The organism is Nocardioides okcheonensis, assembly GCF_020991065.1.
Taxonomy (GTDB): Bacteria; Actinomycetota; Actinomycetes; order Propionibacteriales; family Nocardioidaceae; genus Nocardioides; species Nocardioides okcheonensis.
In genome coordinates this window covers 3,565,279-3,587,144 of record NZ_CP087710.1, presented here as the reverse complement: position 1 = coordinate 3,587,144, position 21,866 = coordinate 3,565,279, and the positions used below count along the sequence as shown (strand labels likewise).

The following is a 21,866-nucleotide window of genomic DNA, read 5'->3' as shown; positions in this document are numbered from 1 at the left end:
CGTCGTGGTCCGGCAGGAGCCGTGGATCAGGCCTTGGCCTCGTCCTCGGTGCCCTCCGCAGCCTCGGCAGCCTCGGCGGCGGCCTCGTGCTCGGCGGCGGCAGCCTCGTGCTCCTCAGCAGCAGCCTCGTGCTCCTCGGCAGCAGCCTCGTGGGCCTCGGCAGCGGCCTCGTGCTCGTCGGCAGCCGTGGTCTCCTCGACCTCGGTCTCCGCAGGCGCCGGCGCGGGAGCGGCGGCGGCCTCGGTCTTCTTGGTCGACGGGGCCTTCGGGCTGTAGGCCTCGGTCACCAGCTCGATGACCGCCATGGGGGCGTTGTCGCCCTTGCGGGGGCCGATCTTCGTGATGCGGGTGTAGCCGCCGGGACGCTCGGCCATGACCGGGGCGATCTCGGTGAACAGGGTGTGCACGACCGACTTGTCGCGGATGGTCTTGAGGACCTCGCGACGGTTGTGCAGGTCGCCCCGCTTGGCCTTGGTGATCAGCTTCTCCGCGACCGGACGCAGCAGGCGCGCACGCGTCTCGGTGGTGGTGATCCGGCCGTGCTCGAACAGGGCGGTCGCCAGGTTCGAGAGCATGAGGCGCTGGTGGGCCGGGCTGCCGCCGAGGCGGGGACCCTTCTTGGGCTTGGGCATGTCATTTCCTTCTCTCGGGCCGTGTCAGGTACCCGGGTAGACGACCGGCGGGCGCCGGTCGGTTTGTCAGAGCTGCTCGTCCTCGATGAACGCGTCGTCGTCGTCGTCGCCGTAGGCGGCGAGGGCGGCGTGCGGGTCGAAGCCGGGCGCGCTGTCCTTGAGCGAGAGGCCCATCTCGACGAGCTTGGCCTTGACCTCGTCGATCGACTTCGCACCGAAGTTGCGGATGTCGAGCAGGTCCTGCTCCGAGCGGGAGATGAGCTCACCCACGGTGTGGATGCCCTCGCGCTTGAGGCAGTTGTACGAGCGGACCGTGAGCTGCAGGTCCTCGACCGGCAGGGCCAGGTCGGCGGCGAGCTGCTCGTCGACCGGCGACGGGCCGATGTCGATGCCCTCGGCCTCGACGTTGAGCTCGCGGGCCAGGCCGAAGAGCTCGACGAGGGTCTTGCCGGCCGAGGCGATCGCGTCGCGGGGACGGATCGACGGCTTGGTCTCGACGTCGATGACGAGCTTGTCGAAGTCGGTGCGCTGCTCGACGCGGGTGGCCTCGACCTTGTAGGTCACCTTCAGCACGGGGCTGTAGATGGAGTCGACCGGCATCCGGCCGATCTCGTTGTCGGCACCCTTGTTCTGCACCGAGGAGACGTAGCCGCGGCCACGCTCGACGACGAGCTCCATCTCCAGCTTGCCCTTGTCGGACAGGGTGGCGATCTTGAGGTCGGGGTTGTGCACCTCGACACCGGCGGGCGGCGTGATGTCGGCGGCGGTGACGTCACCGGCACCCGACTTGCGCAGGTACATCACGACCGGCTCGTCGTGCTCCGAGGAGACGACGAGGCCCTTGAGGTTGAGGATGATCTCGGTCATGTCCTCGGTGACGCCCTCGATGGTCGAGAACTCGTGGAGGACGGAGTCCACCTTGATGCTGGTGACCGACGCGCCCGGAATCGAGCTCAGGAGGGTGCGGCGGAGCGAGTTGCCGAGCGTGTAGCCGAAGCCCGGCTCGAGGGGCTCGATGACGAACCGCGAGCGGAACTCGTCGACGGTCTCTTCCGTGAGGGTCGGGCGCTGAGCGATAAGCACGGAGTGTGTCCTTTCCGGATCCACCCGCTATTTGACGGATCCGAACATGGTGAGGAGTGGTGTGGAAGAGGGGCGTCGGTGGCCGCCCGGGACGGACGGCCACCGACAGTGATCACTTCTTGGAGTAGTACTCCACGATGAGCTGCTCCTGGACCGGGACGTCGATCTGCGCCCGGACGGGGACCTGGTGGACCAGGATGCGCATCCGCGACGGGATGACCTCCATCCACGCGGGGGTGACGCGCTCGCCGTGGGTCTCGCGGGCGACGATCAGGGGCGTCATCTCCAGCGACTTCTCGCGCACGTCGATGATGTCGTGGTCGGTCACCTGGAAGGACGGGATGTTGACCTTCTTGCCGTTGACCAGGAAGTGGCCGTGCACGACGAGCTGGCGGGCCTGGCGGCGCGTGCGGGCGAACCCGGCGCGGTAGACCACGTTGTCGAGGCGGCACTCGAGCAGCTGCAGGAGGTTGTCGCCGGTCTTGCCCTGGCGACGGCTGGCCTCCTTGTAGTAGCGGACGAACTGCTTCTCCATCACGCCGTAGGTGAAGCGCGCCTTCTGCTTCTCACGGAGCTGGAGCAGGTACTCCGACTCCTTGATGCGGCCGCGGCCGTGCTGGCCGGGGGCGTAGGGACGCTTCTCGAAGGCAGCGTCGCCGCCGACGAGGTCGACACCGAGACGGCGCGACTTGCGGGTCATGGGACCGGTGTAGCGGGCCATGGTTCAGTCTCTCTTTCTCAGTCTCGGGTCAGACGCGGCGGCGCTTGGGCGGCCGGCATCCGTTGTGCGGGGTGGGCGTGACGTCCTGGATGGTGCCGACCTCGAGGCCGATGGCACCCAGCGACCGGATGGCGGTCTCACGACCCGAGCCCGGGCCCTTGACGAAGACGTCGATCTTCTTCATGCCGTGGTCCATGGCGCGACGGCCGGCGGCCTCGGCGGCCATCTGGGCGGCGAAGGGGGTCGACTTGCGCGAGCCCTTGAAGCCGACGGTGCCGGCAGAGGCCCACGAGATCACCGCGCCGGTCGGGTCGGTGATGGTGACGATGGTGTTGTTGAACGTGCTCTTGATGTGGGCTTCGCCCTGAGCGATGTTCTTCTTCTCCTTGCGGCGGACCTTGGTCGCGCGGCTCTTGGGAGGCATTCACTAACTCCTGGTGAGGTCTGGTCGAAAAGCTTCTGGGAAGCGGGCGTGGATCACTGCGCGAGGGCGCAGGTCACTTCGCCTTCTTCTTGCCGGCGACGGTGCGCTTGGGGCCCTTGCGGGTACGCGCGTTGGTCTTGGTGCGCTGACCGCGGACCGGGAGGCCCATGCGGTGGCGGCGACCCTGGTAGCTGCCGATCTCGATCTTGCGGCGGATGTCCGCCTGGACCTCACGGCGGAGGTCACCCTCGATCTTGAAGTTGGCTTCGATCTCGTCGCGAAGCTTGACCAGCTCCTCGTCACCGAGCGTGTGGACCCGGGCGTTCGGGTCGACGCCGGTGGCGGCCAGGAGCTGCTGGGCGCGGGTACGGCCGATGCCGTAGATGTAGGTGAGAGCGACCTCGATGCGCTTGTCGCGCGGGAGGTCAACACCAACGAGGCGTGCCATGTGGCGGTTTCCTTGTCTGTTCTCGCATCGGTTTCGGTTCGTGTCGCGTCCCATCCCGCCTCGGGTGGGCTCCGGCCGGTGCTCCGGAGGTGGTTCGGTCAGGCGGTGCCTGGCCTAGCGTTCACGTTGTGGAGTTGCTGGTCGTGCCCTGATCGGCGCAGCCGGCGGAGCCGGCGGCGGCGATCAGCCCTGCCGCTGCTTGTGGCGGGGGTTCTCGCAGATGACCATGACCCGGCCGTGACGGCGGATGACCTTGCACTTGTCACAGATGGGCTTGACGCTGGGGTTGACCTTCATGTCAACGATCCTTGCTACTCGGCTGGCTGGTTACTTGTAGCGGTAGACGATCCGACCCCGGGTGAGGTCGTACGGCGAGAGCTCCACCACGACCCGGTCCTCGGGGAGGATCCGGATGTAGTGCTGTCGCATCTTGCCGCTGATGTGCGCGAGCACCTTGTGCCCGTTGGCCAGCTCCACACGGAACATGGCGTTGGGAAGGGCCTCCACGACGGTGCCCTCGATCTCGATCACGCCTTCTTTCTTCGGCATGTCCTCCACAATCTGTTGTCTCGTTGTCTACCGTGGCCCGGGAACCGCCCGGCTCCTGCAGGCAGGGGACCGGTGGACCTCGTGAACGGCCCGGGGTCCTCATCCCCGGCACGCGCGAGCGTCTGGGACGATCACACGAGTCCGGGCAGCCGCGAGGCACCACGAAGCACAGCCCACGTTGGGCCGACGAGCCAGTCTAGTCAGGCGTCCTGCGAGAACGCCAATCTGCGAGTCCGCGCAGCCGCTCCCCGACCGCCGCGCCCCGCCGGGACGGGTTGGACCGCAGGAACGAGCGGAGGCTGATGGCCGCGCGCCACCGCTGCCAGCGGCCCACCTCCTGCGACATGGCCCGGCGCTCGGCGTCGACCTGCTCCCAGTACGCCGTGGCGGCGGAGGCCTCCGGGACGCCGGGGCCGAACACGAACCCGTCGGCCCGACGCGCCAGCTGACCGGCCCCGCCCGACACGATCCCGGCGGACTGCTCGCGCCGGGTCACCGTCGGGCCGAGCGGGACGACCTGGCCGAGGTCGCGCGCGTGGTCGACGAGCTCGCGCCAGGCGCCCACGAAGCGGGCGGACACGACCTCGGCGGTGCGGCGCCTGCGCCGGCGCAGCGCCTTGAGGCCCACGACCGCGCCGAGGAGCAGCGCGACCACGAGGATCGGGAGCCCGACGTAGGTCAGCACCGCGCCGACCCACCCGGGCAGGCCCGCGATGAGGCCCTCCTCCTCGTCGGCCTTCTTGCGCGCGGACTTGCGCTCCTTGAGGTCGGCGTCGCTCTGCTCGCCGGCGTCCGACGGCGGCGGGATCGGGTTGGGTGGCGGGATGACTGTGCCCGACATCGGGGTGTTGGTCTCGGGCACCTGGTCGGCCGGCGGGGTCAGCGACATGAAGCGCTCGGTCGGCAGCGTCCGCCACGAGCCGTCGGCAGCCCGCAGCTCCACCCACGCGTGCACGTCCTCGCCGGTGACCTGGCCGCCCTCCGGGACCTCCGCGCCCAGCACCACGCGCGCCGGGACGCCGATGTCGTTGGCGATCAGGGCCATGGTCGCGGCGTACTGCTCGTCGTTGCCGACGATCTGCGGCGCGTTGACGAACTCGTCGGACAGCCGCCACACGCTGTGCCCGGCCACGTAGATCCGCTGGGTGCGGCCGATCCCGTCGGAGTACTTGCCCTCCGAGCGCAGGTGCTCGGCCGCGGCGAGGACGCGCGCCATCGGGTCGTTGCCGGCCTTCTCGGTCCACTTCTCCGTGGGGCCCTGGATGAACGCCGCGCTCTGCGGGAGGTAGGTCGGGTCGGCCGAGGCGACCGTCTCGTCGCTGAGCTCGTCGTCGGGCAGGACCGCGGTGAAGGTGTACCGGTCCCCCGCCTGCAGGCCGGTGGGCACGACCCCGGTGGACGTGGCGAGGTTGTAGCGGAAGACCTCGGCCTTGGACCGGGCGTCGGCGGTGTCGAAGCGCATCGAGGTGAGGGCGCCGACCGTGGGCAGCCACACCCCGTCGTAGCCCTCGTCGAGCGTGATCGTCACGTCGACCGGCTCGCCGTCGACCGGGTTGTCGATGGTCGAGGAGACCCGCTGGAACGAGTCGTCGGCCGGGCCGGGCAGCGCGTCGTCGGTGGCGCCCCAGACCATGCCGTCGTAGCGGTCCATCGTCGCGATCCGCACGCGGGTGCCTGCCGGCACGCCGTCGACGTCGAACAGCGCCTTGTCGTGGACGTTGGCGCGGCTGGGGCGACCCTGCGGGTCGACGTACTTGCGGAAGCCGGCCAGCGGGGACGGGTAGCGGCCGATGTCGAAGGGCGGCTCGACCCAGTCGCGGGCGACGGCACGGTCCCGGTCGTCGGTCAGCCAGCCGCTGGCCGGCACCGCGACCGCCGCCGCGACGGCGAGCATCGCGACCGCGCCGGCGCCGCGGACCCACGACCGGCTGCCGCCCTGGACCGCCGCGCTCGCCCGACGGGCGCGCACGGCGAGCCAGCCGAGCGCGAGGCCAGCGAACAGGGTGCCCTGGAGCAGCAGCGACTGCGGGTGGCGCACGCCCAGGACGATGGCGCCCGACAGGACCAGGGTCGTGCCGAGGACCGGCAGCAGCGCGCTCAGCCACGGTCGCCGCACCTGCACCTGCGCCAGGCCGAGCCCGACCAGGCCGGCGAGCATGCCGGAGAGCCACGGCAGGACCAGCAGCGGCCCGTCGCCGTCGACGGGCGGCAGCGTGGTGAGCAGGTCCTTCCAGCCGAACACGGCCTGGTCGACGACCTCGGCGAGGGTCGACGGGCCGGGCAGCAGCAAGCCGTCACCGAGCGAGCGCAGGCACAGCGGTCCCCCGAGCAGCAGGAACAGCACCAGGCAGATCACCACGGCCGAGACGAACGGCCAGCCCGCCGCGCGGGTCAGGTGCGTGACCAGCACGGCCAGCACGGTGCCGAGGACGCCGACGACGAGGTAGGCCGAGCCGGTGAACGAGGACCCGAACGCGGTGAGGGCGACGGTGCTCAGCGCGAGCGCGAAGCCGAGGTCGACCCAGGCCGGCAGGTCGGGCAGCAGCGCGTGGGGACGGACCCGGGTGCGGGTGCCGGTGGCGGCGACGTTGCGGCGCCGTCCGCGGGGCGCGGGTCCGGTGTCGCTCATCGCACGCTCCAGCGCAGGAGGCCGCCGAGGTCCTCCTTGACGGCGAGGTGCAGCACCGGCAGGCCGCCGGTCTCGGTGACCCGGCTGTTGCCGCTGGGGTCCACCACGATCCCGAAGCGGCGCACCTCCGGCGGGAACGCGGCGGCGGCGCGCAGCAGGTCGGTGAAGTCGGTCGCGCTGCCCCCGACGAGGAAGGCCAGGCTGGTGTCGGGCGCCATCGTGCTCGCCTGGCGACCGGACTCGACGACGCCGCGACCACCCATCTCGGAGCGGCAGACCGCGTCCAGCGCGAGGTGGCCGTCGGAGCCGGTCGAGGCGTGCCCGCCGCAGACGTAGGAGACGTCGAACTCGTCGAGGACGGCGCGGACCGCGATCGAGGCGGCGACCGCCATCGCGGTCTCGAAGTCCTCGGGGTCCGGCCACGAGCCGACCCGGTCGTCGACGACGATCGTGGCGTGGCTGCGCCGGGTGTCGAGGTACTGGCGCACCAGCAGCGCCGACTCCCCCGTCGACGCCATCACCTTCGCCGACGAGCGCCAGTGGATGTGGCGCAGGTCGTCGCCGGGGACGTACTCGCGCAGGGCGTGGAAGGCCAGGTCGCTCTGGCTGACCGCGTCGGTCGAGACTCCCTCCAGGTCGCGCAGCAGGCCGGCGCCGAGGGACTCCATCGGCACCAGGTGCGGGCGCACCAGCACCTCGCGCACCGGCGTCCAGACCACGTCGCGGGAGAACAGGCCGACCGGGTCGCCGCGCCGCGTCATCGCGGGGCCGACCGGGATCACCCCCCGTCGCTCGGTGCGGATGGTGAACGACTCCTCGTGGACGCCGCCGGGGGCCAGCGAGCTGATGCCGTAGCGGTGGATCGCCGAGCCCACCGGGACCTCGAGCGTCGTGGGCACCAGGCGCGACGAGGCGCGGTTGACCACGACGACGCCGGCGGCGACCGACTCGCCGGCGGCGACCCGCTCCGGCTGGAGGCGGAGGTCGACGCTGACGGCGGTGCTGCCGAGCAGGAACGGCAGGGCCAGCACGAGCAGCAGCACGCACGCCACGCCCAGCACGGCCAGCTCACGCCACTGCATGAGGCTGGCGACCACCGCCGCTCCGAGCCCGAGCCCGAGGACCAGCCAGCCGATCGGCTTGATGACCTCGAGCGCGTCGTTCAACCGCTGCCGCATGGACGTCGTCAGATCCCCACGCGGTCGGTCGGCGGCGCGACGGCGTCGAGCAGCCGGGCGATGACCGTCTGCACGTCGACGCCGCTGAACTGCGCCTCGGCGTCGAGCAGCAGGCGGTGCGCGAGGACCGGCTCGGCGAGGTCCTTGATGTCGTCGGGCACGACGTGGTCGCGACCGTCCGCCGCGGCCCAGGTCTTCGCGACCCGGACGAACGCGAGGCACCCGCGGGCGGAGAGGCCGAGCTTGACGTGCGGCTGGCGCCGCGACTCCTCGGCGAGCTCGGCGACGTAGCCGATGACCGCCGGGTCGACGTAGACGTCGTCGGCGAGGCCGCTCATCTGCGCGATCGTCGCCGCGGTGATGACGGGCGTCACGAGCGCGGCGCGGTCGCGGACGGCGGCGTTGTTGAGCAGCTCGACGGTCGCCTGGCGGTCGGGGTAGCCGACCGAGGTCTTCATCAGGAAGCGGTCGAGCTGCGCCTCGGGCAGCCGGTAGGTGCCGGCCTGCTCGATCGGGTTCTGGGTGGCGATGACGAGGAACGGCCTGCCCACCGGGTGCGCGACGCCGTCGACCGTGACCCGGCCCTCCTCCATCACCTCGAGCAGCGCCGACTGGGTCTTCGGCGACGCCCGGTTGATCTCGTCGGCCAGCACGATGGTGTGGAAGATCGGGCCGGGGTGGAACTCGAAGGTGCCCTTGTGCTGGTCGTAGACCGTCACGCCGGTGACGTCCGACGGCAGCAGGTCGGGCGTGAACTGGATGCGCGCGTGGCTGCCCTGCACCGTGTTGGCCAGCGCGCGGGCGAGCATCGTCTTGCCGGTGCCCGGGAAGTCCTCGAGCAGGATGTGGCCCTCGGACAGCAGGCAGGTCAGCGCCAGCCGCACGACGTGGCGCTTGCCGAGGACGGCCTTCTCCATGTTGTCGGTGAGCTGGTCGAACGTGGACTTGAACCACTCGGCCTGTTCCTGGCTGATGGTCATGCTGCTCCTGCTCCTCGTGGGTGGTGGTGGTGGGGTCCGGCCGCTAGCCGTTGTTCACGGGCCATGACGTCGAGCCTGATGCCGATTGGCCGATGTCGCTCTCGCACGTCACGGTTACCTGGGTGCCCGGGCTGTACCAGCCGATCGCCAGGCTGGAGACGTTGGACGTCTGCTCCGGGAAGTCCCACCCGGGGTTGTAGGACCCTGATGCCGTGCAGTCCCACGGGCCCTCGAACCCGCTGGTGGTGATGACGAGCGTGCTGCAGCTGTTCACGTAGCACCCGACGCCCTCGTACTGCTTGCAGGTGCGCGAGGTGTTGGGTCCGTCGCCGCAGATCTCGCCGCGCGTGATGGTCACGGTGGCAGGCGGCGGCTTGGCGGACCGCGTCGTGTTCTCACCCGAGTCCGTGCCGCGCGACGGCTTGGCGGGATCCACCACCGCGACGCTGACCCGGATCTCCTTGTCGTACCCGTCGGTCGTGTAGGTACGGGTCTGCACGCTGAACCGGCCCGAGACGCCCGGGTTGATCGTGAGCGCCCCGTTGTCGTAGCCGCCGACCTCGTAGCGCACCGCGACCGGGGAGCCGTTCGCGGTGCCGGAGATCACCCAGTAGACGTTCTTGCCGTTGACCACGGGCCGGATCTCGCTGATCGCGTCACCGAGCGGGCCGTAGCTCTGCGCCTGCTTGACGCCGCTGAGCGTGCAGCCGGCCGGCGCCTTCTCGTTGCACACCCGGAGCTCGACGTTGTAGGGCTGGTCGTTGCCGGGCGTGGAGACCGTGACGGTGTTCTGGCCGGTCTGGTTGGGGAAGGACCTGGGCACTCCGTTGACGAGCACGTCGACGTTGCTGGCCGAGCCCCGCGGGTCGGGGACGGTGTAGGTGAGCCGCAGCTCCTGGCTCGTGCCGGTCGGCACCACGGACCAGTCGGCCCACGGCGCGGGCCGTCCGACCAGCGTGATGGCCGTGCCCTCGCTCGCCGGCGAGCGGTTGGCGCCCGCGTTGGCGGCGGTGACCCGGTAGGTGTAGGTGTTCCCCTCGTAGGGCAGGCCGGTGTGCGTGCAGGTCAGGCTCGCCGTCTTCTGGCACCCGGGGACGGCCACCTCCTTGCCGCCGTCGACGCTATAGGTGACCGTGTAGACCGTCGGGCCGGGGCCCTCCGGTGACACGGCGCCCCAGGCGACCCGCACCGACGTCTGGTTGGCCCCGCTGATCAGGTCGGTCACCGACGGGGCGGCCGGCTGCGGCGGGGTGCCGAGCGGCTGGAAGGCCGCGGACTGCCGCGGGTCGGACCACCCGACGTCGTTCCTCGCCCGGACGTTGAACACGTACTGGCTGTTGTTGTTCAGGCCGCCGATCGGAGCGCGCTCCACGTTGCCCGGAACCCTGACGACCTCCCCGCCTGGATAGGTGACCTCGTACTCCTGGATCTTCGAGGTGTCGGTGTCCGGCCGCTTCCAGCCGATGGTGATGGTGCCGTCGCCGCGGTCGACCATCGTGATGGCGCGGACGCGCCCGGGCTTGGTGTCGGCCTTCGCGGACTTGGACGACTCGCTCCACTCGCCCTCGCCGACCCGGTTCACCGCCCGGGCCTGGAAGCTGTAGCGGGCGCCGATCTTGACCCCGCGGAAGACGCACTGGCTGTTGGTGGCACACCGCTGGATGTCGCCCGACCGGTCCTCGCGCACCTGGTAGTAGAGGATCGGCGCGCCACCGTCGTCGTCCGGCGGCGACCAGCCCATCTTGACCGTGCCGGCCTCGTCGGACAGCGGGAACGTGAGCGGCGCGCCGGGGGCCGAGGGCGTGCCGATGACCTGGAACTCGATCTGGCCCTCCGCGCGGCGCGAGGCCGGCGGCGAGCCCCGGTCGACGTCGCTGACGACCAGCCGGAACCGCGCCTGCGCGCCGCCGGCGTCCTTCGCGGCGGTGAGCGTGAGCCGGCTCCCGTCGGCGCTGGCGCGGACCGCCGGGTTGCCGAGGTTGTCCACCGACACGATGGTCGGCGACGGGTCGGCCACGCCCGAGGTGAGGAAGGTGGACACGTCGATGGTCCGGGAGGTCCCGGCCTCCATGGTCTCCACCTTGATCGGCGAGAGCCGCGGCGGCGGGGCCTGGTCGAGCTGGAAGCGCACCTGCTGGGTGTTGCTGTTGCCGGCGCGGACGGTGAGGACGGCCTCCCCGCCCTCGGTCGCGGCGTCGTCGGCAGTGACCGTGACGACCGAGCCGTCCGGAGCGCCCAGGTCGAGTCCGTCGAGGGACTGGTCCCACTCGGCGGAGTAGTCCAGCCCGGCGGCGTCGCGCGGGTCGAGCGTGAACACGGTGCAGAAGTCCGCGATGTCGAGGTCGAGCTGCTGGCCGGCCGAGATCGGGATCGGGGAGCTCGGGCAGGTGAGCTCGGGCCGCTCGTCGCCGACCTGCACCGGGATGGACAGCAGGACGGTCGCGCCGTCCGACGTGGTGGTCGAGTCCTCGTTGCCGCTGGTGTCGCTCGCCGAGGTCACCTCGACCAGCAGGGCACCGGGGCCCCGGAAGCCGGGGGCGGCCGACAGGCGGAACCCGCTGTCGCCCTGGGGGTCGACCGACAGCGGTGAGGGGGACGCCGACCAGGAGCCGCGCCCGGACGCCAGCCGGACCTCGGCGTCGCCCGGCGCGGAGACGTAGTCGCCCAGCGTGCCCGTGACGTCGCCGCCCTCGTCGAGCTCGACGAGCGCACCGTCGACGACGAACGGCAGCCCGTTGCCCGTGGGGGGCACGTAGACCGAGGCCGAGGCGGTGCCGCCGTCCGCGTCGCGCACCACGAACGGGAGCACCTTGGGCTCGGTCCCGCGGTTCGCCCGCACCCTGACCTCGTCGACGACCCGTGCCGACGGGTCGCCGCGGACATCGGCGACCTCGAGCCCGTCGACCGGGCCGTCGGGGTCGTAGGCGCCCTCGAGCACGTCGACGACGACGCTGCCGCTGTCGCGCGCACTGCCGAACGCGTCGTAGACCACCGGAGGGTTGTTGAAGTCCTCCGCGGTGGAGAGCGTCATGGTGCTGCGGGACTCGCTGATCCCGTTGCCGACGGTGTAGACGACCACCACCGGGGGGTCGGTCATGGCGGCCGGGGCCGGGACGGTGACGAGGTTGGTGCGGGGGTCGAGCCGTACGCCGTCCGGCGGGTCGACGAGCCGGACCTCGGCCGCGTCACCGGACCCGACGAAGTCGTTGGCGATCGGGTCGAAGGTCGCGGTGCGCCCGGGCTCCACCGTGAGCCGGTCCTCCACCGCCAGGGGCTGCTGGGGGTCGCCCGCCTCGACGACCACGACGCGCACCGTGCCGGTCGCGAACGCACCCTGGGAGTCGACGACGGAATAGCTGAACTCGTCGGTGCCGACGGCGCGCGGGTAGGCCTGGTACTGCAGGAAGTTGCCGCCGTAGGTCACGATCCGGCCCAGCCGCGGCGCGGAGGTGATGCCGGTGACGGTGACCGGGTCGCCGTTGCGGTCGATCCCGGCGCCGGGGACGCGGATCTTCACCTCGTCGCCGCCCACGACCCGCGACTCCAGGGTAGGCGGCTCGGGCGGGTCGTTGGCCTCGTCCTTCGGCACGACCACGACCCGGAGGGTGCCCGGCGCCCGCTTGTCGTCGAGGTTCTGCGCGACGTAGGTGACGGTGAACGACTCGCGCTCGGTGACCGTGTCCGGCGCCACGAAGCGGACCAGCCGGCCCGAGGTGAACGCCTGGCCCTTGTCGCCGGTGAAGTCGACGGGGGCGACGACGTCGAGCTGGCCGCTGGGCCCGCCGGTGGCGAGGTCCTGCAGCAGCGTGAGCCGGTCGCCGGACGGGGACACGTCGTTGTCGAGCACCGGCACCGAGACCGAGGAACCCGCGCGGACGATCGCCTTGTCGGCGACCGTCAGCGGGGTGTTGTCCGCCGGTGCGGCGCGCTGGGTCACGACGACCTCGCCGCGCACGCCCGACTCGGCACCGTTGCTGATCGTGTAGGACACCGTCTGGGTCGCCGGCAGCAGGTCAGGCTGGGCGGCGGAGAGCCGCAGCCAGCGTCCGTCGACGACCGCCACGTCGAGCTGGCCGGGTCGGTCGGACGACGCGTTCTGCACCGCCAGCAACCCACCCGCGGGGTCGAGGTCGTTGGCCAGCACGTCGACGATGCCGGGCGCCTGCCCGTAGATGGTCAGGGTGTCGGGCATCGCGATCGGCGCGGCCGTGCGCCGGGGCTTCGGCTTCACGTCGACGCGGATGGCGCCCTGGTCGAGGTCCGCGTTGCCGTAGCCCGCGTCGTAGCTGAGGAAGTAGGTCCCGGCCCGCTCCCCCGTGACCGTGACCACCCCGGCGTCGAGGTCGGAGACGACCTCGAGCCCGGCCTGCGGCGGCACCTTGGCGGCGAGGCTGAGGTCGGCGTCCGGGTTGGTGGGGTCCGAGCCCGGCAGGTCGTTGAGCAGCGGGCGGATCTTGATCGGCTTGCCGACCTCACCGCGCACGACGTCGGGCTGCGCCCGCGGGGCGAACGAGTTCTGGTCGTCGCGGGCCTGCACCTGGAAGCTGATCGCCTTCTTGACCGGCGCCGAGCGCCCGTCGGTGACGGCGAAGTCGACGCGGACGGTCGAGGCCCCGCCCTCGGACGAGACCGGTGCGGTGAAGCGGATCCGGCCGTCGGGGGTGGTGCGCGCCGTCGCCCCGGACTGCTCCCCGCCCACGGCGACCGCGGAGTCGAGCAGCAGCGTGTCGCCGTCGCTGTCGTCGCGCCAGTCCGACAGCACCGGCACGGCGAGGGAGCCGCCGTCCGGCACCTGGTAGGTGGGCCGCTCGTAGCCCGTCCGCAGCGTCGGTGCCTCGTTGTCGCCGCTCCCGCGGACCACCACGTCCACCCGGGCGTGCGCCGACACACCGTCGCGGCCGTCGTCGATGAAGTACTCGAACGAGGCGTCTCGGCCCTTCTCCGGCATCTGCAGGACGAGGGTCTGGCCATCCGGGCTGATCTCGACCCGGGCGTCGCCGCTCGGCTGCTCGACGTCGACGATGCTCAGCAGGCGGCCCTCGGGGGCGGAGTCGTTGTCCAGCGGGTGCAGCACGGTGGTGCGCCCGGCCCGAACGCCGTAGGAGTCGGGCTTGGCCTGGGGCGGGCGCCGGTCGGCGTCCGTCTGGTTCTCGTTCTCGTTCTCGTCCTCGTCGTTCTTCTTCTTGGAGGTGAACGACTCCCAGTTGTCGATGCGCACCGGGGCGTCGCGGTCGACGTCCCAGACGGTGCCGGTGGTGGCGTCGTTGAGGACGATCTCGCCCCGGTTGACCCGGAAGGCGAGGCTGCTGGCGTCCCCGCCGAGCGTCTCGGTGCGGACGTCCGCGGACCCGCACCGGCGGGCGAACGAGCCCACCCCGCCGGACCAGGCACCGAACACGCAGGCCCCGAGCCGGACCGGCGCGACGGGGATGCCGCCGGCGGACGCGACGGTGGTGGTGTCACCGGAGTCGAGGTCGACCTCCAGCAGCGCCTCCGGCGTGGTGACGAGCACCGAGCCGGCGTCCGGGCCGGGCTGTTGGAGCACGCTCCCGGCGGCCACGCTGGCGGACGCACCGCCGACGACCGTCAGCCGGCCGGACTCCGCGTCGAGGGTGACCACGCGCTCGCCCACGGCGGTGACCTGGGAGACCTCGCCCGCCTCGGCCGGCAGGTCGGAGGTCGTGGCCTCGGCGAACGCCGCGCCCGACGGGTCGATCGTGGTCACGGTCCCCGCGGCCGCCGACGCGGCCGTGACGGTGCCGCCCAGGCTGACCGCGATGACCGCGCCCTCCCCGGCCTCGGCGAGGGCGTCGGCCTGGCGGTCGACGACGCTCATCAGCGGCGTCCCGACCTGGCTGTCGTAGCGCACCGCCCAGACCTTGCCGCTGTCCGGGTCGGCGCTGGCGAGCGTGCCGCCGCCCATCGCCACCTGGCCGCCGGTGGGGATGGCCGCGGACCCGCCGTCCTGCGCCTCGAGGCGGGTCGTCTCGATGGCCTGCCCGCGGCTCGCGTCGAGGTTGACCGTCACCACGGCAGCGCCGTCCTGCACCACGTCGAGGCGGGTCTTGCCGTCCTGGGTGGGCACCACGCCGTCGAGCTGGGCGATCGGCTTGTTCATCCGACCCGACCAGCCCTTCTTGCCGTTGACGACCCACACGCCGCCGTCGTTGAGCTCGGCCTCGTGGGACTTGTAGCCCTGGGCGGTGACGACGTAGACGAGGATGCCGCTCAGCGCGAGCGCGAGGGCAGCACCGGAGGCGATGCCGGCCCGGTGTCGACGCACGAAGGAACCTCGCGCCACGTGAATCCCCCTACACCCCTGGATGACGTACGCCCGCCGCAGACATCCCGCAAGGAGGGTATGTATGCGGTCAAGGATCCGACAAGTCGCCATCGCGTGCGTGGACAGCGGACCATGGGTGATGATGGTGCCGTAGGCGCGTACGAGGGGAGCCGACGTTGATCGTGGAAGCGCGGTACGCCACCGGGGGCGGCGTGCTGGTGGGCAGTGGCGCGCACTGGGTGCTGCTGACCGACCCCGGCGACGAGCAGGTCGTCCAGGAGCTCTGGGAGGCCGTGAGCCTCACCGTCGCCTCCGGCGCCGGCGTGGCCGAGCGCGTGCTGGCGATCGTGGAGAAGGCCTTCGACGGCGAGCCACCCGGCCTGGCGCTCGTCGACTTCACCTCGGGTGCGTCGACGTCGATGTCGCGCGGCTCCGGCCACGTCCGGCTGGCGGGCGCCGGCCGCGTGCTGAGCCTGGACCACGGCGCCGACCCCGCCCACCTCGCCCCGCTGCGCCGCCTCGTCGGTGGCGTGGTCGCGGCGTCCCGGGTCGAGCTCGAGCCCGTGTCCGCCCGCACCGCTCCCGCTCCGACGCCGCGGGCGACGCCCGCACCGCAGGCCGCGGGCGCCCTGATCGACGGCATCCCGGACGCGATCCTCGCCGCGCGCGGACCCGACGGCCCGCCGCCGCGGACCCGGGTGCGTCGACCGGTCGAGGACACCGGGTCGCTGACCGACACCTCCGAGCCCGACCCGCTGATGGTCCAGCGGATCGAGGAGGGCACCCACACCACCATCCGGCCGCCGGCGGCACCGCAGGGTGCCCACGCAGGCGCCTCGCCGGTCGGCGGACCCGAGGAGGTCGACGACCACGACGGGTCGACCACGCTGCGACCCGCCCACCTCACCCACGCCACCGCGCCCACCGTGCTGGCGGTGAGCTGCCCGCTGGGCCACCTCACCCCGCCGATCGCGCCGCAGTGCCGGGTGTGCCACCAGCGCGTGGCGCCGCAGGAGCCCCGCCGCGTCGACCGCCCCTCGCTCGGCGGGCTGCGCCTGCCCACCGGCGAGGTGGTCCCCCTCGACCGGGGCGTGGTGCTGGGTCGCAAGCCGGCGCCCGCCGAGGGCAGCACCGACTGGCCGCACCTGGTGCACCTGCCCGCGGACCACTCGTTCGTGTCGCGGCGCCACCTCTCGATCGAGCTCGACGGCTGGGACGTCGTGGCGCGCGACCTCGACAGCCGCGGCGGGACGACCATCGCCCCGCCGGGCCGCGAGCCGCAGCGGATGCGTCCCGGCGACGCCTACGTGCTGGACCCCGGTACGGTCCTCGACATGGCGCACGTCTACGCCGTCCGGTTCGAGACGGGAGCAGCTGTCCGGTGAGCGCGCCGGTCATCCCCGGGTTCACGTTCGTCGAGCACCTGGGAAGCGGCGGGTTCGCCGACGTGTTCCTCTACGAGCAGCAGTGGCCGCGCCAGCGGGTCGCCGTGAAGGTCGTGCGTCCCGACGTGCCCCTCACCGACCGCGAGAAGTACCTCTTCACCGCCGAGGCCAACGCGATGGCGCGGCTCGCCGACCACCCCTACATCGTCTCGGTGATCACGGCAGGGGTGACCGCCGAGGGCGGTCGCCCGTTCCTCGTGATGCGCTACTGCCCTCCCCCGGACCTCGGCGTCCGGGTGCGGTCCAACCCGATGTCGCCGATGGACGCGGTCTCCACGGGCATCAAGCTCGCCAGCGCGATCGAGACCGCCCACCGGTCGGGCATCCTGCACCGCGACATCAAGCCCAGCAACGTGCTGGTGACGAGCTACCACGAGCCCGCGCTGACCGACTTCGGCATCGCCGGCCACATGGCCGAGGTCGAGGGTGACGACGACGTCCGGATCTCCTACCCGTGGTCGCCCCCCGAGCTGCTCGACGGCCGCTCCAACGGGTCGGTGGCCTCCGACGTCTACTCCCTCGGCGCCACCATCTGGCACCTCCTCGTCGGACGCTCGCCGTTCTCCATCCCCTCGGGCGACAACTCGACGCGGGCGCTGAGCGCGCGCATCCTGCACGCGGCGCCCCCGGCCACGCAGCGCCCCGACGTGCCGCCGGCGCTCGACCGACTGCTCCAGCAGTGCCTGGCCAAGCGACCCGAGCACCGGCCGTCCAGCGCCCTCGAGCTCGCCCGCGCCCTGCAGCGCATCGAGTCCGCGGCCGGCTGGGCCCGCACGTCGGTGGCAGTGGAGGGCGACCGTCCCGACGCCGCCGTGGCGGCCCCCGACGCGGCCGTGGCTCCCGACTCGCTCGAGGACGCCACCGCGATGAAGCCGGTCACCGTGATCTCCGCGAGCGGACCTCGCCGGATCGCCGCCCAGGACCCCGCGCCCCACCCGGCGGAGGACGACGGCGCGCGCGGACCGGCCGGACTGGTCTGGGCCGGCGTGGGCGCGGCGGTCCTCGCCGTGGTGGTCGGCGTGCTGGTGCTCGGTGGCCGCGACGAGGACCCGGGCGTCACCGTGCCGAGCGCCTCGATCACACCCTCCGACGCCGTGGCGGACGACCTCACCGAGGCACCCACCCTGACCGGGCGGCGTACGGCCCGGGGCGTGCTGTTCACCTGGAACGCGCCGGTCGAGATGCAGGCCGGCGACGCCTTCAGCTACTTCCGCGACGACACCGGCGACTACGGCACGACCACCAAGGAGCAGCTGCTGGTCCGCACCCCGGACCCGATCTGCCTGGACCTGCGGATGACCCGCGGCTCCGACTCCTCGCCCAGCGCCAACCAGTGCGTGACCTGAGCGCCGCTCCAGCCCTGCACGCGACGACGCCTCCCCCGCTGCTGCGGGGGAGGCGTCGTCGCGTGGGATTCGCGGGACCGGTCAGTCGTCGTCCCAGTCGCGCCGCGGACCGGTGGCGGCGTCCTGCTGCTGGGCGTCCATGCGGCTCGACGCCCACAGGGACAGCACGGCGGTGACGGCGAGGGTCGCGAGGATCACGACCAGCGAGAGCCAGATCGGGATCTCGGGGGCCCAGGTGATGTGCTCGCCGCCGTTGACGAACGGCAGCTCGTTCTCGTGCATCGCGTGCAGGATCAGCTTCACGCCGATGAAGGCCAGGAGGAACGCCAGGCCGTAGGAGAGGTAGATCAGGCGCTGCAGCAGACCGCCGATGAGGAAGTAGAGCTGGCGCAGGCCCATCAGGGCGAAGATGTTGGCGGTGAGCACCAGGTAGGGCTCCTTGGTGATGCCGAAGATCGCCGGGATCGAGTCGAGCGCGAACAGCAGGTCGGTGGTGCCGAGGGTGATGATCACGATGAACATCGGGGTGATCATCCGCTGGGCGCCCTCCTTGATGAAGAGCTTCTCGCCGTGCCACTCCGAGGTGGCCGGGAAGCGCTTCTCGACGAACGCGACGACGCGGTTCTCCTCGAACTCCTCGTCCTCGTCCTCGGCGCCCTCCTTGGCGAGCTTGACCGCCGTGTAGACCAGGAACAGGCCGAAGAGGTAGAAGACCCAGCTGAAGTTGTTGATCGCGGTGGCGCCGACGGCGATGAAGATCGCCCGCATGATCAGCGCCATCACGATGCCGACCATCAGCGCGAACTGCTGGAGCTCCTTGGGCACGGCGAACTTCGCCATGATGATGATGAAGATGAACAGGTTGTCGATCGAGAGCGAGTACTCCACGAGCCAGCCCGAGAAGAACTCCAGCGCGGGCGTCCCGCCGGAGGTCCACCACACGCCGAGGCCGAAGACCACCGCGAGCCCGACGTAGATCGACAGGTAGGTGGCGCACTCCTTCATGCTCGGCTCGTGCGGCTTGCGGCCGATCACGACGAGGTCGAAGGTGAAGACGGCGAGCGTCACGACCGCGGTGGCGATCCAGACCCAGGTGGGGACGTCCACGAACTGCTCCTAGAGGGTGAGGTGGGGGCGGTGTCCGTGCACGACACGGACGCCGGAGGTCTCTTCCACCCGCGTCACGCGAGCCGGTGGCACCGGGCCCCGCTCGCGCGGGCGCCGTGCTGACGACACCACCACCAGGGGAATACTCCCCTCCAACCGGTGCAGTCTTCCACGCCCCTCGGGGCGGGAGCCAAACCGGACGTCAGCGTCCGCCGAATGGGACGCCGAGCTCGGCGAGGCGCGCCGCACCGCCGTCGACTGCGGTCAGCACCCACGCACCCTGCGGCGTGACGGTGAAGGTGTGCTCGAAGTGGGCCGACATCGACCCGTCGACCGTCGCGACGGTCCACTCGTCCTCGAGCAGGTCGGTGTGCTTGCTGCCGAGCGTGACCATCGGCTCGACGGCGAGGGCGAGGCCCTCCACGATCACGGGGCCGCGGCCCTTGCGACCGTAGTTCGGCACGTTGGGGGCCATGTGCATCTCGGTGCCGATGCCGTGGCCGGTGTAGTCCTCGAGGATGCCGTAGCGGCCCTGCGCCCGGACGTAGGTCTCGATCGCGTGGCTGATGTCGGTCACCCGGCCGCCGAGCCGCGCGGCCGCCATGCCGCGCCACAGCGACTCCTCGGTGACGCGCAGCAGCTCGCGGACGTCGTCGCCGACCTCCCCGACCGGCACCGTCGTCGCCGCGTCGCCGTGCCAGCCGTCCACGATCGCACCGCAGTCGATGGAGATCACGTCACCCTCGGCGAGCACCCGCTCGCCGGGGATGCCGTGGACCACCTCGTCGTTGACCGAGGCGCAGATCGTCGCCGGGAACGGCGGCGTGCTGTAGCCCTTGAACGACGGGATGCCGCCGTGGTCGCGGATGTTGGTCTCGGCCAGCGTGTCGAGCTCGAGCGTGGTCACGCCCGGCCGGACGGCGGCCCGCAGCAGCTCGAGGGTCTCCCCCACCAGCAGCCCGGCCACCCGCATCTTCTCGACCTGCTCGGGCGTCTTGATCTCCAGGCCGCGGTCGCGGAACCCCATGCGTGCGTGTCCTGCCCGGGTCAGCTCTGCGGCACGACGTCGAGGGCAGCGAAGATGCGCTTGGTGACGTCGTCGACGTCGCCCATGCCGTCGACCTCGACGAGGATGCCGCGCTCGCGGTAGACCTCGATGAGCGGCTCGGTCTGCTCGGCGTAGACCTCCTGGCGGCGCCGGATGACGTCCTCGGTGTCGTCGGCGCGCCCGTCGGTCACCGCGCGCTGCAGCAGCCGCTGCACGAGCTCCTCGGGGTCGACGGTGAGCACCACGACCGCGTCGAGGCGGTGGCCGGTGAAGCCGATCATCCCGTCGAGCTCGGTCACCTGGGCCAACGTGCGGGGGTAACCGTCGAGCAGGAAGCCCGGCTTCGCGTCGTCCTCGTCGATGCGGTTGCGCACCATCTTGTTGGTGACCTCGTCGGGGACGTACTCGCCGGCGTCCATGTAGCGCTTGGCCTCGACGCCGAGCGGGGTCCCCTGCGAGACGTTGGCCCGGAAGATGTCACCGGTGGAGATCGCCGGGATCTCGAAGTGCTGGGCGATGAACGAGGCCTGGGTGCCCTTGCCGGCGCCCGGGGGGCCCATGAGGATGAGACGCATTAGCGGAGGAATCCTTCGTAGTTGCGCTGCTGGAGCTGGCTCTCGATCTGCTTCACCGTGTCGAGGGCGACGCCGACCATGATGAGGATCGAGGTGCCGCCGAACGGGAAGTTCTGGTTGGCCTGGATCATCGCGAAGGCGACGAGCGGGACCAGGGAGATCAGGCCGAGGTAGAGCGCTCCAGGGAACGTGATGCGGGACAGGACGTAGGACAGGTAGTCCTCGGTCGGCTTGCCCGCCCGGATCCCGGGGATGAAGCCGCCGTACTTCTTCATGTTGTCCGCCACCTCGACAGGGTTGAAGGTGATCGAGACGTAGAAGTACGTGAAGAAGATGATCAGCAGGAAGTAGACCGCCATGTAGAGCGGGTGGTCCCCGCCGGCGAGGTAGGTGCCGATGAAGTCGAGCACGGGGTTCTTGCTGTCGGGGTTGAACTGCACCGCCATCGCCGGCAGGTAGAGCAGCGAGGAGGCGAAGATGACCGGGATGATGCCGGCCTGGTTGACCTTGAGGGGGATGTAGGTCGAGTTGCCGCCGAACATCTTGCGACCGACCATCCGGCGGGCGTACTGCACCGGGATGCGGCGCTGGGCCTGCTCGATGAAGATGACGGCTGCCACCAGGATCAGTCCGATGACCATCACGATGGCGAAGGTGACCCAGCCCTGGGACGTCTGGACGCTCCACAGGGACGCCGGGAACGTGGCGACGACCTGGGTGAAGATGAGGATCGACATGCCGTTGCCGATGCCGCGGTCGGTGATCAGCTCGCCGAGCCACATGATCACGGCGGTGCCCGCGGTCATGGTGATGACCATGACGAGGAACGTGCCGGTGCCGTCGTCGTGCAGCAGGTCGCGGTTGCAGTTCTGCAGCAGCGCGCCGTTGCGCGCCAGCGCCACGATGCCGGTCGCCTGGAGGACGGCGAGGCCGAGCGTGAGGTACCGGGTGTACTGCGTGATCTTCGTCTGGCCGGCCTGGCCCTCCTTCTTCAGCGCCTCGAGCCGTGGGATCACCACGACGAGCAGCTGCAGGATGATGGAGGCCGTGATGTACGGCATGATCCCGAGCGCGAAGATGGTGAGCTGGAGCAGCGCGCCACCGGAGAAGAGGTTGATGAGGCTGTAGAGCCCTCCCTCCTCGACCTGGTTGAGGCAGGCCTGGACGTTGGCCACGTTGACGCCCGGGGTCGGCACCTGGGAGCCGAGCCGGAAGATCGTGACGATCAGCAGGACGAACAGCAGCTTCTTGCGCAGGTCCGGGGTCCGGAAAGCGTTGGCGAACGCGCCTAGCACTGGTTCCTCTTTCGTTGGGTGCCGGCCTGGTTCAGGCCGGCTGACGAGAGACCCTCGCCGGTGTACGGCGAAGAGCCCGGGGAAGCCTAACAGTCGCGGTGCGGCCCGCTCTCCCCGCTAACG

General features: G+C 71.3%; 17 protein-coding genes. 2 read left to right on the top strand and 15 right to left on the bottom strand.

Annotated features, from left to right (window positions below):
• Nucleotides 1-26: 26 nt before the first annotated feature.
• From rplQ to LN652_RS17440, 11 genes are all read right to left on the bottom strand, one after another.
• Nucleotides 27-632 carry a 50S ribosomal protein L17 gene (gene rplQ / locus LN652_RS17490; protein WP_230441859.1) on the bottom strand — a complete coding sequence of 202 codons (606 nt, stop codon included), beginning with the start codon at nucleotides 630-632 and terminating at the stop codon, nucleotides 27-29.
• 66 nt (nucleotides 633-698) lie between these two features.
• The gene (locus LN652_RS17485; RefSeq protein WP_211733339.1) at nucleotides 699-1,715 is read right to left on the bottom strand and encodes a DNA-directed RNA polymerase subunit alpha; all 1,017 of its coding nucleotides are present in this window, start codon (nucleotides 1,713-1,715) and stop codon (nucleotides 699-701) included.
• Between the two features lie 112 nt (nucleotides 1,716-1,827).
• The gene (gene rpsD / locus LN652_RS17480; protein WP_230441858.1) at nucleotides 1,828-2,436 is read right to left on the bottom strand and encodes a 30S ribosomal protein S4; all 609 of its coding nucleotides are present in this window, start codon (nucleotides 2,434-2,436) and stop codon (nucleotides 1,828-1,830) included.
• A 28-nt stretch (nucleotides 2,437-2,464) separates the two neighbouring features.
• Complete coding sequence (gene rpsK / locus LN652_RS17475) at nucleotides 2,465-2,860, bottom strand: 30S ribosomal protein S11 (RefSeq protein ID WP_010831742.1); 396 nt, start codon at nucleotides 2,858-2,860, stop codon at nucleotides 2,465-2,467.
• 73 nt (nucleotides 2,861-2,933) lie between these two features.
• Complete coding sequence (gene rpsM, locus LN652_RS17470; RefSeq protein ID WP_116570804.1) at nucleotides 2,934-3,308, bottom strand: 30S ribosomal protein S13; 375 nt, start codon at nucleotides 3,306-3,308, stop codon at nucleotides 2,934-2,936.
• 183 nt (nucleotides 3,309-3,491) lie between these two features.
• Complete coding sequence (gene rpmJ / locus LN652_RS17465; RefSeq protein ID WP_004008316.1) at nucleotides 3,492-3,605, bottom strand: 50S ribosomal protein L36; 114 nt, start codon at nucleotides 3,603-3,605, stop codon at nucleotides 3,492-3,494.
• A 30-nt stretch (nucleotides 3,606-3,635) separates the two neighbouring features.
• Nucleotides 3,636-3,857 carry a translation initiation factor IF-1 gene (infA, locus tag LN652_RS17460; RefSeq protein WP_056599768.1) on the bottom strand — a complete coding sequence of 74 codons (222 nt, stop codon included), beginning with the start codon at nucleotides 3,855-3,857 and terminating at the stop codon, nucleotides 3,636-3,638.
• A 196-nt stretch (nucleotides 3,858-4,053) separates the two neighbouring features.
• Nucleotides 4,054-6,486, bottom strand: coding sequence for a transglutaminase-like domain-containing protein (locus tag LN652_RS17455; RefSeq protein WP_230441857.1), 2,433 nt, complete (start codon nucleotides 6,484-6,486; stop codon nucleotides 4,054-4,056).
• Entirely contained in the window at nucleotides 6,483-7,664 is a 1,182-nt protein-coding gene (locus tag LN652_RS17450; protein ID WP_230441856.1) for a DUF58 domain-containing protein, read from the bottom strand. Before LN652_RS17450 ends, LN652_RS17455 begins: the two co-directional genes overlap by 4 nt.
• 8 nt (nucleotides 7,665-7,672) lie before the next feature.
• Nucleotides 7,673-8,644: an AAA family ATPase gene (locus LN652_RS17445; protein WP_230441855.1), complete on the bottom strand. Its 972-nt coding sequence runs from the start codon at nucleotides 8,642-8,644 to the stop codon at nucleotides 7,673-7,675.
• 43 nt (nucleotides 8,645-8,687) lie between these two features.
• Complete coding sequence (locus LN652_RS17440) at nucleotides 8,688-14,927, bottom strand: Ig-like domain-containing protein (protein WP_230441854.1); 6,240 nt, start codon at nucleotides 14,925-14,927, stop codon at nucleotides 8,688-8,690.
• Between the two features lie 182 nt (nucleotides 14,928-15,109).
• On the opposite strand from LN652_RS17440, the gene LN652_RS17435 reads away from it, so the two are divergent.
• Entirely contained in the window at nucleotides 15,110-16,312 is a 1,203-nt protein-coding gene (locus tag LN652_RS17435; protein WP_230441853.1) for an FHA domain-containing protein, read from the top strand.
• Nucleotides 16,309-17,718, top strand: coding sequence for a serine/threonine protein kinase (locus tag LN652_RS17430; protein WP_230441852.1), 1,410 nt, complete (start codon nucleotides 16,309-16,311; stop codon nucleotides 17,716-17,718). Before LN652_RS17435 ends, LN652_RS17430 begins: the two co-directional genes overlap by 4 nt.
• Before the next feature lie 81 nt (nucleotides 17,719-17,799).
• Here the strand turns inward: LN652_RS17430 and LN652_RS17425 are convergent, their stop codons facing one another.
• The 4 genes from LN652_RS17425 to secY form a co-directional block, all read right to left on the bottom strand.
• Complete coding sequence (locus LN652_RS17425; protein WP_230441851.1) at nucleotides 17,800-18,825, bottom strand: TerC family protein; 1,026 nt, start codon at nucleotides 18,823-18,825, stop codon at nucleotides 17,800-17,802.
• Between the two features lie 202 nt (nucleotides 18,826-19,027).
• Nucleotides 19,028-19,852, bottom strand: a complete 825-nt coding sequence (gene map, locus LN652_RS17420; protein ID WP_230441850.1) for a type I methionyl aminopeptidase — start codon at nucleotides 19,850-19,852, stop codon at nucleotides 19,028-19,030.
• 20 nt (nucleotides 19,853-19,872) lie between these two features.
• Nucleotides 19,873-20,448 carry an adenylate kinase gene (locus LN652_RS17415; protein WP_230441849.1) on the bottom strand — a complete coding sequence of 192 codons (576 nt, stop codon included), beginning with the start codon at nucleotides 20,446-20,448 and terminating at the stop codon, nucleotides 19,873-19,875.
• Entirely contained in the window at nucleotides 20,448-21,743 is a 1,296-nt protein-coding gene (secY, locus tag LN652_RS17410; RefSeq protein ID WP_230441848.1) for a preprotein translocase subunit SecY, read from the bottom strand. Before secY ends, LN652_RS17415 begins: the two co-directional genes overlap by 1 nt.
• Nucleotides 21,744-21,866 lie beyond the last annotated feature (123 nt).

Bases quoted from the DNA above. Each gene is read 5' to 3' on its own strand.
- rpsD (WP_230441858.1), bottom strand. From the start codon at position 2,436: ATGGCCCGCTACACCGGTCCCATGACCCGCAAGTCGCGCCGTCTCGGT.
- rpsM (WP_116570804.1), bottom strand. From the start codon at position 3,308: ATGGCACGCCTCGTTGGTGTTGACCTCCCGCGCGACAAGCGCATCGAG.
- rpsK (WP_010831742.1), bottom strand. From the start codon at position 2,860: ATGCCTCCCAAGAGCCGCGCGACCAAGGTCCGCCGCAAGGAGAAGAAG.
- LN652_RS17445 (WP_230441855.1), bottom strand. From the start codon at position 8,644: ATGACCATCAGCCAGGAACAGGCCGAGTGGTTCAAGTCCACGTTCGAC.
- rplQ (WP_230441859.1), bottom strand. From the start codon at position 632: ATGCCCAAGCCCAAGAAGGGTCCCCGCCTCGGCGGCAGCCCGGCCCAC.
- LN652_RS17455 (WP_230441857.1), bottom strand. From the start codon at position 6,486: ATGAGCGACACCGGACCCGCGCCCCGCGGACGGCGCCGCAACGTCGCC.
- LN652_RS17415 (WP_230441849.1), bottom strand. From the start codon at position 20,448: ATGCGTCTCATCCTCATGGGCCCCCCGGGCGCCGGCAAGGGCACCCAG.
- LN652_RS17450 (WP_230441856.1), bottom strand. From the start codon at position 7,664: ATGCGGCAGCGGTTGAACGACGCGCTCGAGGTCATCAAGCCGATCGGC.
- rpmJ (WP_004008316.1), bottom strand. From the start codon at position 3,605: ATGAAGGTCAACCCCAGCGTCAAGCCCATCTGTGACAAGTGCAAGGTC.
- map (WP_230441850.1), bottom strand. From the start codon at position 19,852: ATGGGGTTCCGCGACCGCGGCCTGGAGATCAAGACGCCCGAGCAGGTC.
- infA (WP_056599768.1), bottom strand. From the start codon at position 3,857: ATGCCGAAGAAAGAAGGCGTGATCGAGATCGAGGGCACCGTCGTGGAG.